The sequence below is a fragment of the Paenibacillus sp. TC-CSREp1 genome, from assembly GCF_050171015.1.
Taxonomy (GTDB): Bacteria; Bacillota; Bacilli; order Paenibacillales; family Paenibacillaceae; genus Paenibacillus; species Paenibacillus silvae.
The window spans coordinates 398,420-414,337 of sequence record NZ_JBNOKM010000002.1 but is presented as its reverse complement, the minus strand read 5'-3'; the positions used below and the strand labels follow the sequence as shown (position 1 = coordinate 414,337).

At 47.7% G+C, this 15,918-nt stretch carries 8 protein-coding genes and 1 pseudogene; 8 read left to right on the top strand and 1 reads right to left on the bottom strand.

Going from position 1 to position 15,918, the window contains the following annotated elements; translation table 11 throughout:
• Positions 1-66 precede the first annotated feature (66 nt).
• The 8 genes and pseudogenes from ACQSGY_RS04365 to ACQSGY_RS04330 all read left to right on the top strand — a co-directional run bounded on the left by ACQSGY_RS04365 (position 67) and on the right by ACQSGY_RS04330 (position 14,793).
• Positions 67-1,089 (top strand): SDR family oxidoreductase, encoded by a 1,023-nt coding sequence (locus tag ACQSGY_RS04365; RefSeq protein WP_427050815.1) that lies wholly within the window; start codon positions 67-69, stop codon positions 1,087-1,089.
• Between the two features lie 66 nt (positions 1,090-1,155).
• Positions 1,156-1,866 carry a trehalose operon repressor gene (gene treR, locus ACQSGY_RS04360; RefSeq protein ID WP_427050814.1) on the top strand — a complete coding sequence of 237 codons (711 nt, stop codon included), beginning with the start codon at positions 1,156-1,158 and terminating at the stop codon, positions 1,864-1,866.
• Between the two features lie 219 nt (positions 1,867-2,085).
• On the top strand, positions 2,086-5,529 hold the full coding sequence (locus tag ACQSGY_RS04355; RefSeq protein WP_427050813.1) for a DUF5107 domain-containing protein: 3,444 nt from the start codon (positions 2,086-2,088) through the stop codon (positions 5,527-5,529).
• Between the two features lie 57 nt (positions 5,530-5,586).
• Entirely contained in the window at positions 5,587-7,992 is a 2,406-nt protein-coding gene (locus tag ACQSGY_RS04350) for a beta-galactosidase (RefSeq protein ID WP_427050812.1), read from the top strand.
• 400 nt (positions 7,993-8,392) lie between these two features.
• Positions 8,393-9,348, top strand: a pseudogene (locus ACQSGY_RS04345) (glycoside hydrolase family 5 protein).
• 246 nt (positions 9,349-9,594) lie between these two features.
• Positions 9,595-11,664 (top strand): bifunctional aldolase/short-chain dehydrogenase, encoded by a 2,070-nt coding sequence (locus ACQSGY_RS04340; RefSeq protein ID WP_427050811.1) that lies wholly within the window; start codon positions 9,595-9,597, stop codon positions 11,662-11,664.
• A 14-nt stretch (positions 11,665-11,678) separates the two neighbouring features.
• Positions 11,679-12,938 carry an L-rhamnose isomerase gene (gene rhaA, locus ACQSGY_RS04335; RefSeq protein ID WP_427050810.1) on the top strand — a complete coding sequence of 420 codons (1,260 nt, stop codon included), beginning with the start codon at positions 11,679-11,681 and terminating at the stop codon, positions 12,936-12,938.
• A gap of 181 nt (positions 12,939-13,119) precedes the next feature.
• Positions 13,120-14,793: a ribonuclease J gene (locus tag ACQSGY_RS04330; RefSeq protein WP_427050809.1), complete on the top strand. Its 1,674-nt coding sequence runs from the start codon at positions 13,120-13,122 to the stop codon at positions 14,791-14,793.
• Positions 14,794-14,884: 91 nt separating this feature from the next.
• Here the strand turns inward: ACQSGY_RS04330 and ACQSGY_RS04325 are convergent, their stop codons facing one another.
• Complete coding sequence (locus ACQSGY_RS04325; RefSeq protein ID WP_427050808.1) at positions 14,885-15,784, bottom strand: manganese catalase family protein; 900 nt, start codon at positions 15,782-15,784, stop codon at positions 14,885-14,887.
• Between the last annotated feature and the right edge of the window lie 134 nt (positions 15,785-15,918).

Genomic DNA, 15,918 nt, shown 5'->3' with positions numbered 1-15,918 from the left:
ACTTTGCTCCTTTTTGTCGTGCATGCTATCATGAACGTGGATGCAAATTGATCTGGAGGTGCAGAGATGAAAGCGCTATTTATTGGAGGCACAGGCACCATAAGCACGGCGATTACAGAGATGCTTGCGAAGCAGGGCTGCGAACTGTATTTGATCAACCGCGGGAACCATAACGATGAATTGCCCGCAGAGGTCCGGGTCCTTCAGGCTGACATTAATGATGAGAGTCGTGTAGCCGAGCTGATTGCCGATCTTGAATTTGATGTTGTGGCAGACTTTATAGCTTTTGTACCATCCCAGCTGGAAAGAGACTATCGTTTGTTCAAAGGCAAAACCAGGCAGTTCATCTTCATCAGCTCTGCATCGGCATATCAAACACCGTTATCTGACTACAGAATCACCGAAGGCACGCCTTTAAGCAATCCATTCTGGGAATACTCCCGAAACAAAATTGCATGTGAAGACTATCTGTTGAAATTGTACCGGGACGAAGGGTTTCCAGTAACAATTGTTCGTCCGAGTCATACGTATGGCAACCAATCGGTGCCGCTTGGCGTGCATGGTGCGAAGGGCAGCTGGCAGGTCCTCAAGCGTATGCTGGAAAATAAACCGGTGATCATTCACGGTGATGGTACATCGTTATGGACGATTACACATAATACCGATTTTGCCAAAGGTTTTATCGGATTGATGGGCAACATTCATGCGATCGGTGAAGCTGTACATATCACCTCGGATGAGTCTGTCACCTGGAACCAGATTCATGAGATTATTGCGGACACGCTTGGCGTCAAGCTGCATACCGTTCATGTGCCTTCCGAGTTTTTAGCGGCCAGCAGCGATTTGGACTTGCGGGGCAGTTTGCTTGGAGATAAAGCCAATACGGTTGTATTTGACAACAGCAAGCTGAAACGGCTCGTGCCTGAATTTGTAGCAACTACGAGGGCGGATCAAGGGATTCGCAGCACAATCAAGCACATTTTGGAGCACCCTGAATTGCAGATTGATGATCCTGAGTTTGATCAATGGTGTGATAGAGTCATAGGTGTTCTTGACGAAGCCTTGGTCAAAATCAGAAATGAGAAATAGGAGTCATTGAACGAGATTACAGGTTGCCAATATGATAAAAAGGGTAATGAGCTATGGTGATGAAAAATGAACAATAAATTTATCCGAATATACGAAGATATTGCGGAACGTATTCGGAATGGAGAGATTGAGGCGGGCACACTGCTTCAATCGGAGCAGGACCTGTCAGAACGATATCAAACATCGAGAGAAACGATACGTAAGGCGCTCAAGATGCTGTATGAGGAAGGCTATATTCAGAAGATTCAGGGGAAAGGCTCCATTGTGCTGGACATACGCAAAATTGATTTTCCTGTATCGGGCCTGGTCAGCTTTAAAGAATTGGCACAGAAGATGGGACACCGTGCGCAAACCGTTGTTAAACTTTTCAGCGAACAAGCGGTGGATCAGGCGTTGAGCCAAAAGACGGGCTTTGCTCAGCAGCAGCAAGTCTGGCAGATTAATCGTGTTCGTAAGGTGGACGGGGAGCAGGTTATTCTGGACAAGGATTACATCAGCCAGCGTTTAATTCCCGGGCTTGACGAGGATATCTGCCAAGATTCCATCTATGAATATATTGAGCAGGGACTGGGGTTATCGATCTCCTATGCCAAAAAAGAAATTCTGGTGGAGGAACCGACGTCTGAGGACAGGGAGCTGCTGGATCTGGAAGGTTTTCATAATGTTGTTGTTGTCAGAAGCCAGGTCTATCTTGAGGACACCAGCCAGTTCCAGTATACCGAGTCACGGCATCGGCCGGACAAGTTTATATTTGTAGATTTTGCAAGACGTAAATAAACATGGCACCCCAATAGAAATTGCATCAGGGCTGATTCCATCAATATCACATGTAAAGAAGAGAGTACCTTGTCACTGCATCCAGCAGGGAATGGTGCTCTCTTTGTCTGTGGAGCGTAACAATCCGAAGATCGTCCATGAAGAACCGTTGAATGTCAATGTTACACTTGCTGATGCCAGCGTATGATCAACCTATTACGAGGCAAGGAGTGAGCGAAATTGGAACAGGCTTCTGCAGGATTGAAGGTTCGCGTATGGGAAGAGCAGAGAGACATTCCAACCTACGGTACAGGCAAGCCGGATAAAAATCCGATGTTTCTGGAAAAACGAATCTATCAGGGCAGCTCAGGCAAAGTGTACCCATATCCCGTCATTGATCGGATTGAGGATGAGTCGAAGCCTCAATCGTATCGTCTGATTATTATTGAAAACGAATATATTCGTATCGAGATCATGCCAGAGCTCGGCGGTCGAATCTATCGTGCACTGGATCTGACGGATCAATATGATTTTGTCTATTACAACCGTGTCATCAAACCTGCGCTAGTAGGGCTTGCAGGTCCGTGGATATCGGGCGGAATTGAATTTAACTGGCCGCAGCATCATCGCCCGAACACATTTGGCCCGGTTGACTGCACGTTTGGCGATAACGAAGATGGGAGCGCCACGGTATGGGTGGGCGAGATTGATCGGATGTACGGCACCAAGGTGACAACCGGTTTTACGTTGCATCCAGGTAAAGCCTATCTCGAAATCCATGCCCAGGTGTACAACCGAACAAATGAACCCCAGACGTTCCTGTGGTGGGCGAATCCGGCTGTGGCTGTGAATGATCACACGCAATCCGTATTTCCACCTGATGTTCATGCGGTGCTGGATCATGGCAAGCGAGACGTTTCCCGTTTTCCAATCGCTACAGGCACGTATTACAAGATGGATTATTCAGAAGGGGTAGACATATCACGTTATAAAAACATCCCTGTTCCTACGTCTTATATGGCTTACAAGTCGGATTACAATTTTGTAGGCGGTTATGATCACAGTGTAAAGGCTGGACTATTACATGTCGCCAATCACCATATTTCTCCGGGCAAGAAGCAGTGGACGTGGGGAAACGGGAATTTTGGCAAAGCGTGGGACCGGCAGCTGACAGATGAGGATGGGCCTTATATTGAATTAATGACAGGGGTTTACACTGATAATCAGCCTGATTTTACATGGTTACAGCCGTATGAGACGAAATCATTTACGCAATATTTTATGCCGTATAAAGATGCAGGTGTAGTGAAAAATGCAACGATTGACGCAGCACTAAATCTGGAGCTGGATGAGACAAGCGGCAACGCGAGGATTCTGATCTATGCAACGAGTGTGTACGAGCAGGCCCGTATTGAAGTAAAGGGGGCTACAGCAACTTATTTGCAGGACATATGTGATCTCTCTCCAGTTCAATCTTATGCAGGCACTTTTCCGTGGAGTGGCGAGGAAGAATGGCATCAATTAAAGGCGCATGTGCTTACAAAGGATGGAGAGGTTCTGGTATTTTATCAGCCGGCAAAGCCCCACATTCACGAAATACCCGATCCGGCGGAACCTCTGCCCTTACCCTCCGAGATTCATAGCATTGAACAGCTGTATCTGGCAGGTCTTCATCTGGAGCAGTATCGGCATGCTACGTATGAACCGGAAGCTTATTATCTGGAAGGACTGAAGCGCGACTATAAGGACATTCGTCTGAATATTGCATACGGTACGCTGCAGGTGCGCAGAGGTTTGTATCAGCTTGCCGAGAAGCATTTCAGACAAGCGATTCAGTCGCTTACGTGGAAAAATACAAACCCGTACGATAGCGAAGCTTATTATCAGCTGGGGGTAAGCCTGAAACTTCAAGGAAGGCAGAGTGAGGCCTACGAGGCATTGTACAAAGCGGTCTGGTCTGCACAGTTTCAGGATATCGGATATTATACGTTGGCCCAGATGGATACAGCCCAGAAGCAGTATATTCAGGCGCTGGAGCATGTCGAACTTGCGCTGACTCGCAACAGCAGAAATTATAAAGCACGTCATCTAAAGACAGCTTTGCTGCGAAAACTGGAGCGTCACACACAAGCAAGCATATATGCATCAGAAACGCTGGAGCTGGACCCTATGGAATACGGAACGGCCTGCGAGATGGTTTTTTTATCCGAAGCTTGGCCTGCCGATCAGCTTCAAGCAGAACTTGTGCGTGAGTCTAACGAGAGTAACCAAAGCAATTCAAGTCAACAGAACAATCAAAGAGGTCAGAGTAGTAAAACCGATCGGGCCAAACAGGGCATGGATTATTTCCTGCAAATTATGCGGGGGGATGTCCACAATTATCTTCACATCACTGCGGATTATGCGGAGTGCGGTATGTGGGAAGAAGCGATCACCTTGCTTGATGTTGCCGAAACACAGTTGGTTGAATCCTACCCTATGCTTGGTTATGCTCAGGCCTACGTGTATCGTCAGCTGCATCAACGGGAAAGAGCATTGGAATGTCAGCAGCTGGCAAGTGCTGCACCGACAACATATTGTTTTCCGAATACACCATTTGAGCTGATGATTCTGCAGGATGCGCTGGCAGCAGATCCTGCAGACGCGCGTGCCCACTATTACACAGGCAACTGGTTGTATGACCACAAACGTTATGAGGATGCCATTCATCACTGGGAGCGTTCCTGCAGCATAGACACTGCCTTTCCAACAGCGCATCGGAATCTGGCTTTGGCGTATTACAATAAGAAGCATCAGCCTGAGCTTGCCCTGACATCGCTGGAGAAAGCGTTTCGGTTGGATTCGCAGGATGCCCGTGTATTCTATGAACTGGATCAATTGCAGAAGAAGATGTCCTGTACGCCAGAACAGCGAATGCGCCAGCTTGAAGCCCATATGATGCTCGTGCATCAACGAGATGATCTGTATATCGAATGGGTTACGTTACTAAATATGCTGGGTTTTCATGAGGACGCATGGAAGACGCTGCAGGTGAGGCGGTTTCACCCTTGGGAGGGTGGGGAAGGCAAGGTCATCGGACAGTATGTAATCGCTCTCACAGAGCTGGCAAAGCGGTTCATTGAACTGAGGCAGCCCGAGAAGGCTATCCAATTATTGCATCAGGCACAGGCTTACCCGGAAAATCTGGGAGAAGGCAAGCTGCAGGGCAGTGCAGACAATGCACTTCATTATTATCTGGGCTGTGCATATGAACAGCTGCAGCAGACAGCGGCTGCGGAATTGAGCTTCCGCAGGGCATCAACCGGATTGAGCGAACCTTCGAGTGCGATGTTTTACAATGATCAGCCGCCTGAGTCGATATTTTATCAGGGACTTGCGTGGCTGAAGCGTAACGATGTCAAGGAAGCCAGAAGGCGATTTCATAAACTGATTGATTATGCGGAGCGGCATGTGCACGACCATATTCAGATGGACTATTTTGCAGTATCATTGCCGGACTTTCTCGTATTTGACGATGATCTGCATCAGCGGAATAAAGTGCATTGTCATTACATGCGGGCATTGGGCCTGCTCGGACTGAACCAAAAAAATGAAGCAGCACAGGAGCTGCAGCAGGTGCTGGCGATCAACATCAACCATCAGCAGGCGTTCATGCTGATAACAAAAGGGCTGTCTGATGTATAAAGATTTTTAGTTTAACTTGTATTAATCCATCAACGCAAAGGGGAGCTGGACGATTCGATGAACGATCCGATAAACGATGCATATCCTTCTTTTACGTCAAGTCCTGGCAGTATCATTCGCTTTACACTGAATGCCGAGGATAAACTTATACAGCCGGGACGATTGAACGAAAGCAGAGGTCAGAATACTCAAGGAGAGTCTTACGGCTTCACCAATTATTATATGACGCATAATGAGAAGCCTTATATTCCTGTTGTGGGTGAATTTCATTTCTCCCGATTTGATGTTCTTCAGTGGGAGGAGGAGCTGCTAAAGATGAAGGCAGGGGGTGTGCACATTGTGGCATCCTATATTTTTTGGAATTTTCACGAGGAGCTGGAAGGGCAGTTTAACTGGTCAGGCAACTTGAATTTACGGCAGTTTGTGGAGTTATGCGGTAAACATCAGCTTCCGTTAATTCTTCGAATCGGCCCGTTCTGTCATGGTGAAGTTCGCAACGGCGGGCTGCCGGATTGGCTGTTCAACTATTCATTTGAGGTTCGATCTAATGATGAGGGGTATCTATACTACGCGGAGCGGTTATATCAAGAGATTACACGTCAGATACAAGGCTGTTTCTGTGAGGAAGGCGGTCCGATTCTAGCGATTCAGCTCGAAAATGAGTATATGCACGCAGGGGCGCCGATGGATGCGTGGGGTTATTCGCAGGACCGATATATCTCATCCGGCCGTGATGGCAAAGAGCATATGGATCGGCTTCGCTATCTCGCAGAAAAAGCAGGCATGAAGCCGATATTCTATACCGCTACAGCGTGGGGCAAGGCGGCGGTACCCGAGCAGGGTACACTGCCGATGCTTGCCGGTTATGCCTATACTCCCTGGATACCCAATCAGCCCCCCAGCGGTGAGTTTCTGTTCCGCGATTTGCATCTGAATCCCGTGGAACAGGTGGATTACGACAGCCAGCAGTATCCTGCGGCCTACTGTGAGCTTGCTGGTGGCATGCAGGTCAGTTATCATGCCCGACCCGTGGTGGATGCGGACAGTATCGAAGCCATGACGATCGTGAAGCTGGCAAGTGGCAGCAACCTTGTCGGATATTACATGTATCACGGCGGTTCTAATCCGATCGGTCATAAAACGTACATGAATGAACGGGGGTTGCCCCGCGTAACGTACGACTATCAGGCGCCTTTGGGAGAGTTTGGACGTATCGGAGAATCGTATGACCGGATACGTATTTTGTCGATGTTTCTGGATGCATACGGAGAGATGCTGGCTCCAATGGGCTGTATAATTCCTGAGCAGCAGCATCGCATTGCACCGGAAAATACAACGCATCTACGTTGGGCTTTGCGTCAGCGGGCAGGGGCAGGATTTCTTTTCATCAACAATTATCAGGATCACGTGCGTATGCCAACGCGTCACATTCAGATGGAGCTTGTCACGTCACAAGGGCAAGTGAGATTTCCTCAATCAGGAACGCTGCAATTACAGCCCGGTAAAGCAATGATCTTCCCTTTTCATCTGAACCTGGGCGGCATGAAGCTGATCAGTGCAACGGTTCAACCTCTGACAACATTTACGGTGAGGAGGCAGCATACAAAGCACATAGAGCATACAGAAGACGTAGAGTTAACGGAGATATCCGAGCTTACCGCAGTATTTTATGTTCATGAGGACATGAAACCTGAATATGTAATCGACGCTGCAGCGGTGAGTGATGTGCAGATGAAGGAAGGGACCCTTCAGCAGCAGGATGGAATCTACGTACTGTATCCAGTAGCTGGTAAACATCATGAATTCAGCGTAACTACGCTGGAAGGCCAAATTATTCGCATCATGACGCTGACGCGTGAGGAAGCGCTGCAATCCTATCTTTTTGAACTAGGTGGAGAAAAAAGATTAGTGATCAGCAGCAGCCATCTGCACGTTCATAATGAACAGTTGATCTGCACCTCCGCTGGGCAACGCGAGATTAAGGCAAGCATCTATCCTGCACCAAAGCGAGCATCAGTATCTGCATATGCCAAGCTGAGTGAATCACGGCACCCTTTATTTACGACATATACATTACAGGTATCGCCTTATGAGCCGCGGGTGCAGATTGATTATGAGAAAGAACATACGGCTTATCTAAATATAGATACGTGCTGGCCTGAACAGGTTAATGATCTGTTTGTGGAAGTCGATTACGAGGGGGACGTCGCCGCAGCATACATTCATCAGCAACTGCTAACGGATCATATTCAGTACGGACAGCCGTGGAAAATCGGTTTGAAACAATCACGGCATCTGCTGCATAGTCACGCCCTGCGGCTTTTGATCACACCTCTTCGGAAGGGAACGACCGAACACTATGTGAATCAGGCCTATGTTGAACGATTTCATGGTGTAGAGCTGGGCAGGTTCCAGCAGATTCGCATCGTTCCGCATTATCGGGTAGCCTTGAAGCTGTTCTGATACGTGCATTGAATGAAGCCCTAATCTAGCAAAGATCAAATAAGATATAGCTCATCAGTACAGTGCAGTGCAGAATGCTTACGTGCCTGCATAAAGAAGGCTTTTACTCTAATTCAGGGAGTAGAAGTCTTTTTGATGTCTGAATAACCTGGAAATGGAAAAAAGAATTTGATTAGTAAGCGTTATCATTTTATAATGAATTTATTACTTTAACGATAAGTTTATTATTATGGTTATTTTAGTTTAAAATACTGGATTGGACTTTACAGACTTCAAGTCGTGTCTACATTCATGGCGACTTGTGCCTTGTCGGTTTTAGTTCCTTTGTTATTTACGAAGTGAATTAAAATAAAAAATAACAGGAGGTTGTAAACGAATGCTGCAACTGAAAAAGTGTACAATGTTTGCTTTGATTGCCGCTCTCATGTTCATGTCCCTGGCAAGCGGGGCACCTAATGTATCTGCTGCATCTGGCTTCTATGTTAGCGGGAACAAATTGTATGATTCGACGGGCAAACCTTTTGTCATGAGGGGAGTGAATCACGGACATTCCTGGTTCAAAAATGATCTGAACACAGCTATTCCTGCAATAGCCAAAACAGGAGCCAATACGGTACGGATCGTTCTGTCGAACGGAGTGTTATATACCAAGGATGATTTGAATTCGGTTAAAAACATTATTAATGTGGTCAATCAGAATAAGATGATTGCTGTGCTTGAAGTTCATGATGCAACAGGCAAGGATGATTATGATTCCCTGGATGCCGCAGTAAATTACTGGATCAGCATTAAAGAGGTTTAATCGGCAAAGAGGATCGAGTCATCGTAAATATTGCGAATGAATGGTATGGAACCTGGAACGGCAGTGCATGGGCAGAAGGGTATAAAAAAGCTATTCCCAAGCTCAGAAACGCAGGGATTAAAAATACACTGATTGTTGATGCAGCGGGCTGGGGACAATATCCGCAATCGATTGTGGATTATGGTCAAAGTGTATTTGCAACTGATTCGATGAAAAATACGGTATTTTCCATACACATGTATGAGTATGCAGGCAAGGATGCAGCTACAGTCAAAACAAACATGGAAAATGTACTCAATAAAGGGCTTGCGTTAATTATTGGCGAGTTCGGTGGTTATCACACTAATGGTGATGTAGATGAATATGCAATTATGAGATACGGGCAGGAAAAGGGAGTAGGATGGCTGGCATGGTCGTGGTATGGCAATAGCTCCGGCCTGGGATATCTTGATCTGGCTACGGGTCCAAACGGCAGCTTGACCAGTTACGGTAATACGGTAGTTAACGACACATATGGAATCAAAAATACGTCCCAAAAAGCCGGAATATTCTAAGTACGTCATTTGAATGGGGCGAAATGAAAGTAAATTCGACTCACATAGAACAGGACAAAGCAGAGGTTACGGTGCTTTGTCCTGTTTGTTATTTTATACATTATCCGACGGAACAGTGATTTTGAGTTTGATTTTGTTTATTTCTTTGAATATTTCCGTTTTCGGACATAAATTTTTGTTTTCAAAATAAAACAAAGGTGATACACTCGAATCAGGAAGAAAACAAACATTATCGGAGGGGAACAAATGGTACAGAGTTTATGGAATGAAGTGCAGGCAGCTGAGAAAAAAACAGGACTTGAGCAATTGGTTTATCGTTCCAATCTGATCGGAACGGATCGCCGGGTGTGCAATATTTATGGTGGCAATACCTCTGTCAAAACAACAGTGAAGGATTTTCGCGGGCGTGATGTCGAAGTGATGTACGTGAAGGGAAGTGGCTCAGATCTGGCTTCCATGGAAGCCAAGCATTTTACCGGACTGGCCCTTGAGGATATCGGCCCTCTTATGGAACGTGACTCGATGTCTGATGAAGAGATGGTAGAATACCTTGGACATTGCATGATTGATGCCAAACATCCGCGTGCCTCCATTGAAACGCTGCTGCATGCGTTCCTTCCATACAAACATGTGGACCACACTCACCCGGATGCAATCATCAGCTTATGCTGTGCAGATAACGGAAAAGAGCTGGCACGTGAAATATACGGTGATCGCTTTGTATGGGTTCCTTATGTCCGTCCAGGCTTCACACTCTCCAAGATGATTGCTGAAAGCGTATTCGCAAATCCGAATGCAGAGCTTGTACTTATGGAAAAGCATGGTCTGGTCACATGGGGTGAAACCTCTGAGGCCTGTTACGCACAGACGATCAAAATTATTAATGAAGCGGAAGCCTTTATTGAGGCACGTGTGAATGAAGCTGAGCTGTTTGGCGGCGTTAAACATCCTGCACTTCCGGCAGACACCCGTCGTCAGATTGCTGCAAGGGTAATGCCTGTCATTCGCGGAGCAGTGTCTGACAGCAAAAAGATGATCTTGTCTTTTGACGATCAGGACGACGTGCTTGCTTTTGCAGGTGGAGCAGATTCGGCTCAATTGTCCCAGGTTGGTGCAGCCTGCCCGGATCATCTGGTGCATACAAAAGTGGTACCACTCTTTATTGACTGGGTGCCGAATGCGGATGATATTGATGGGCTGAAAGTGAAACTTGCGGAAGGCATTGCTGCCTACAAGGAGCAGTACAAGCAATATTTTGAGGACAACAAAAACGAAGGCGACGTGATGTTTGAAGCGGCCCCTCGCGTTATTCTCATTCCGGGCGTAGGTATGATTAATACAGGCAAGAGCTGGGCGCTTTCACAAGTCAGCGGTGCGTTGTACCATCGGGCAATAGCGGTTATGCGCGGAGCGACAAGCCTCGGCAAATTTGTTTCACTAAGTGCCAACGAATCTTACAATGTGGAGTACTGGCCGCTGGAGCTGTACAAATTGTCACTGGCTCCGGCAGAGACAGAGTTTTCACGTAAGGTGGCGTTTATTACGGGCGGCGCAGGCGGTATTGGCAGTGAAACAGCACGCAAACTGGTTTCGGAAGGTGCGCATGCTGTGCTTGCGGATCTCAATTTGGAGGGTGCCCGGAAGGTCGCTCAGGAAATTAACGATCAATATGGTGCCAATCGTGCATTTGCACTCAAGATGGACGTTACGGATGAGGAAGCAGTACAGGCTGCATATGCTGAAACCGCTTTGCAATACGGTGGTGTAGACATCCTTGTGAACAATGCAGGTCTTGCCACGTCCAGTCCTTTTGACGAAACATCACTAAAGGAATGGAACCTGAACATCAGCGTGCTGGGCACCGGTTATTTCCTGGTTGCTCGCGAAGCGTTCAAACTGATGAAGGAGCAGGGCATCGGCGGCAGCATGGTCTTCATCGGCTCCAAAAACTCGGTATATGCCGGAAAAAGTGCTTCTGCTTACAGCTCGGCCAAAGCACTTGAAGCACATCTGGCACGGTGCATTGCAGCAGAAGGCGGAGAATACGGCATTCGTGTCAACACGATTCTACCGGATGCGATTTTACAAGGCTCAGCAATCTGGAACGGATCATGGAGAAACGAACGGGCCGCTGCCTACGGCATTGAGCCGGATCAATTGGAAGAATATTATCGTAAACGCACAACGCTGCTCGTTAACATCTATCCGAGAGATATCGCAGAAGGTATTGCCTTCTTCGCTTCATCGAAATCGGAGAAAACGACAGGTTGTATGCTGACCATTGATGGTGGTGTACCGGCAGCATTTACACGTTAAGGGAGGTTTGACGGATGCATAATCAGGTGGAACAAGCGTATCAAGCGGCAAAGGCTTTATATGCACAGCATGGCATCAATACAGATGATGTGCTGAGCAAGCTGGCAGAAATTAAAGTCTCCGTGCACTGCTGGCAAGGAGACGATGTCAAAGGTTTTCTGAACAAGGAAGGGGAGTTGACGGGCGGCATATCTGTTACGGGGCAATATCCTGGTGCAGCAACAACGCCTGCGGAGCTTCGTGCCGACCTGGAGCAGGCTTTTGCACTCATTCCGGGTAAACATAAAGTGAATCTGCACGCGATCTACGCCGACACAGACGAACAGGTGGAGTTGGACCAGATCGAGCCGAGGCATTACGAGAACTGGGTAAAGTGGGCGAAAGAGCATGGACTTGGACTGGATTTTAACCCGACTTGTTTCTCCCATGAAAAATCAAGCGATGGCTTTACGCTCAGTCACCTTGACCCGGAGATTCGCCAATTCTGGATCGATCATTGTAAAGCTTCACGGAAAATCGGCGCTTACTTCGGCGAACAATTGGGCCAAACCTGTGTAACCAATGTCTGGATACCGGACGGCTTCAAGGATAACCCGGTAGACCGCATGTCACCTCGTAAACGTCTGAAGGAATCACTGGACGAAGTATTTGCAGAACCGCTGAATCCGGAGCACAATCTGGATGCGGTTGAGAGCAAGCTGTTTGGCCTTGGTTCAGAGGCTTATGTTGTAGGCTCACATGAGTTCTATATGGGCTACGGTTTGCAAAATAACACTTTAATATGTCTGGATGCAGGACATTTTCATCCAACAGAAGTGATATCAGGCAAGCTGTCCTCTTTGGCTTTATTTACGAGTGGCATTCTGCTGCATGTCAGCCGGCCGATGCGTTGGGATAGTGACCATGTCGTGATCATGGACGATGAATTGCTTGAAATTGCCCGTGAGCTGGTACGTCATGAACTGCTGGGTACGACACACATCGGACTGGACTTTTTTGATGCCAGCATTAACCGTGTAGCGGCTTGGGTTGTTGGTACGCGCAATACGATCAAGGCCCTGCTGCGGGCGATGCTGGAGCCAGTGGATGCACTGAAACAGGCGGAGCTGGAAGGCGATTATACGACACGCCTTGCGCTGACGGAAGAATTCAAATCTTATCCGTTCGGTGCGGTGTGGGATTATTATTGTGCCCAGCAGGGCGTGCCTGTTCGTGAACAGTGGATTAAGGAAGTCAAGTCGTATGAGCAGGATATACTTTTACAAAGAGCATAAATGTTATGTAAGTTAACTCATAAGCCACTGCGGAACGAAAATTTCCGTATGTGGTTTTTTGGCATACCTACTTACTTGTGCATAACCAAAGCGTTTCTTTCCATACTAGGGATAGACAAGAATTGAGACTAGAGAGAGACAAGAAATTGAGGAACGCGATGTTAGGGAGGATGAATGCATTTTGAAGCTGGCACATAACAAGCTTTATGTCGCTGCACTTGGCGGCGTGAACGAAATCGGAAAAAACATGTACCTGATCCAGTACGATCAGGACATTATTGTCATTGACTGCGGTTCCAAGTTTCCTGACGAGACGATGCCGGGTATTGATCTGATCATTCCGGATGTAACGTATCTGCTCGAAAATGTTGATAAAGTGAGGGCTCTGGTTGTTACACACGGACATGAAGACCATACCGGCGGGATACCTTACCTGTTAAAACAAATGAATATTCCCGTGTACGCCTCCAGACTGACACGTGGTCTGATTGAGTTAAAGCTGAGAGAGCACAACCTGCTGCGCCAGACAGACCTGCATACCATTGATGCGAATTCCCGGCTGACGCTGGGCAGTATAGAGGTTTCTTTCTTCGCAACGAGTCACAGCATTCCAGATTGTCTCGGGATTTTTTTTCAGACACCTGCGGGAAATGTGGTACATACCGGGGATTTCAAATTTGACATGTCTCCTGTGAATGGTCCATTTCCTGACTTGCATCGGATGGCCGAGATTGGCAAGCAGGGAGTTCACGTGCTTCTCTCGGAGAGCACCAATGCGGAAAGACCAGGCTTTACCCCTTCGGAGCGTGTGGTCGGAGATCATATTCTCGATGCGTTTATTCGGGCCAAGCAAAAAGTATTTATCTCTACCTTTGCTTCGAATATCAGCAGAGTACAGCAGGTTGTGAATGCCGCCTTTCAGACCGGACGCAAGCTGGCGCTGCTGGGACGAAGTATGATTAACGTGGTGAGTGTGGCAAGTGAACTGGGATATCTGGATGTGCCAGACGGGCTGCTAATTGAGGCAGCGGATTCAGGACAATTCCCGCGCGAGCAGGTTGTTGTGTTATGTACGGGAAGCCAGGGTGAAGCGATGGCGGCGTTGTCCCGTCTTGCTGCTGGCAAACATCCACAAGTCAGCATTGAATCCGGAGATACCGTGATTATTGCTGCGGGAGCTATACCTGGGAATGAACGAAGCCTGGCCCATGTGATTGACAACCTGTATGTACTGGGGGCACGTGTCATCTATGGCTCCAGCGGAGCAGCGGGCATGCATGTGTCAGGGCACGGCAGTCAGGAGGAGCTGAAGCTGATGCTCACCTTGATGAAACCGGATTATCTCGTTCCGATTCATGGCGAGTTCCGTATGCTGTATCAGCACAGGCTGCTTGCTGAATCTGTCGGTATCGAGCCAAGTCATGTCTTCATTGTGAACAACGGAGAAATGGTTGAGTACGGGGAAGGGGTCGCCTCATCAGGTCCAAAGATCCCATCAGGCAACAGTTTGGTTGACGGACTGCTGATTGGTGACGTGGGCAATATTGTACTCAGGGACCGCAGGCAGCTGTCTTCGGACGGTATGCTGGTCATCGTCACTACACTCAGCAAAACAGAGAAGCAGATGGTCGCTCCCCCCGAGATTATTTCAAGAGGGTTTGTGTTTGTGAAGGATTCGGAGCAATTCATGAAAGAGCTTCATGAGCGGGTTGTCAGCCGGATGGAGGAATTGACGGGGACAGGCGTGAATCAGTGGAATGTGATCAAACGCAAGCTGAAGGACGAGATCGGTCATTATATTTATGCGCAAACGAAGCGCAGACCGATGATCCTGCCAATTATTATTGAGGTTTGACAAAATGATCAAGCCCGGTACGCATTGGAGCACACTTCTGTGTGAATCTCTTCGTGCCGGGCTTTTTGATGTGGTCATTTTTCTTTGTCAGCTAGAGTCCTGCATTTCGTTTCAGACGTTCTGCAATCTGCAGAAAGTCCTCCGGGGATATACCGGGCGCGAATTCCTCCGGCAGGTCAGGCAGCTCGGGAATTGGCCCTCCGTGACCCGGTAAACCCGCGAAAGCCTCCAGCTTGCCGCCGTCGGTCGGATGTGTGCCTTTCCATATCTGGGCAATCTGCTGATAATCCTTGTCACTAAACGTGTACAATCGGCGCTGCTCACCCATCGCTTCCCATTTGCGTGTGGTTTCAAAAGCTTTGTTGTCCAGATTGGGGATCGGAATCAGCTTGGTCACGTCTACCCCTGTTGCAATCTCCAGCGCTTTCGCATAGGCGAGAATATGTACGCCGCCGCGCACAAGCAGATAACCTGTCATCTCACGAGCCGTATTGTTGTCGGTCATCTCATAAACTCTCATTTTGTGCGTTCTTGCCCCGCATTCCAGAAAAAAGTTATGCAGAAGATCAAGAATCAGATTGCCGCTGCTGAACACATTCGAGCCATCCCAAGGTCTTCCCATGGAATCATAGGGCAGTGCGGTTTGCGCGGATTCAATAAAATGTGAGGTCATGCGTGCATCCTTGCCTAATCGGAGCGGTGTAGTGTCTGGTGCACCTGGAGACGTCGAGCCTTCAAGCATCAGATTAATGGTGTTGGCCACAAGCTCGACATGGCCGAACTCTTCGGCTGTAATGCTGGCGACAATATCGTAGAACGGACGCAGCTTGGATCTGCCTCTGAAGTTAAATGACTGATACATGTAATTGTTCAGCGTTGACATTTCCCCGAATTTTCCGCCTAATAGCTCCTGTACCGCACTGGCACCGTTGGGGTCCGGATTTTTGGATATGGGTAGTTCAATCGCAAGACGATCCACACGTTTAAACATGACAAAGTCCCCCTCGATTCTCATTCATGTAAAGGTATGAAGGTTGACTTGTACGTTATTCAATGTTTTGCCGTAATTATTTCAGTAATTAGTGCTTGCACGTGGAATATGAATTATATTTAGATGAGGGATAA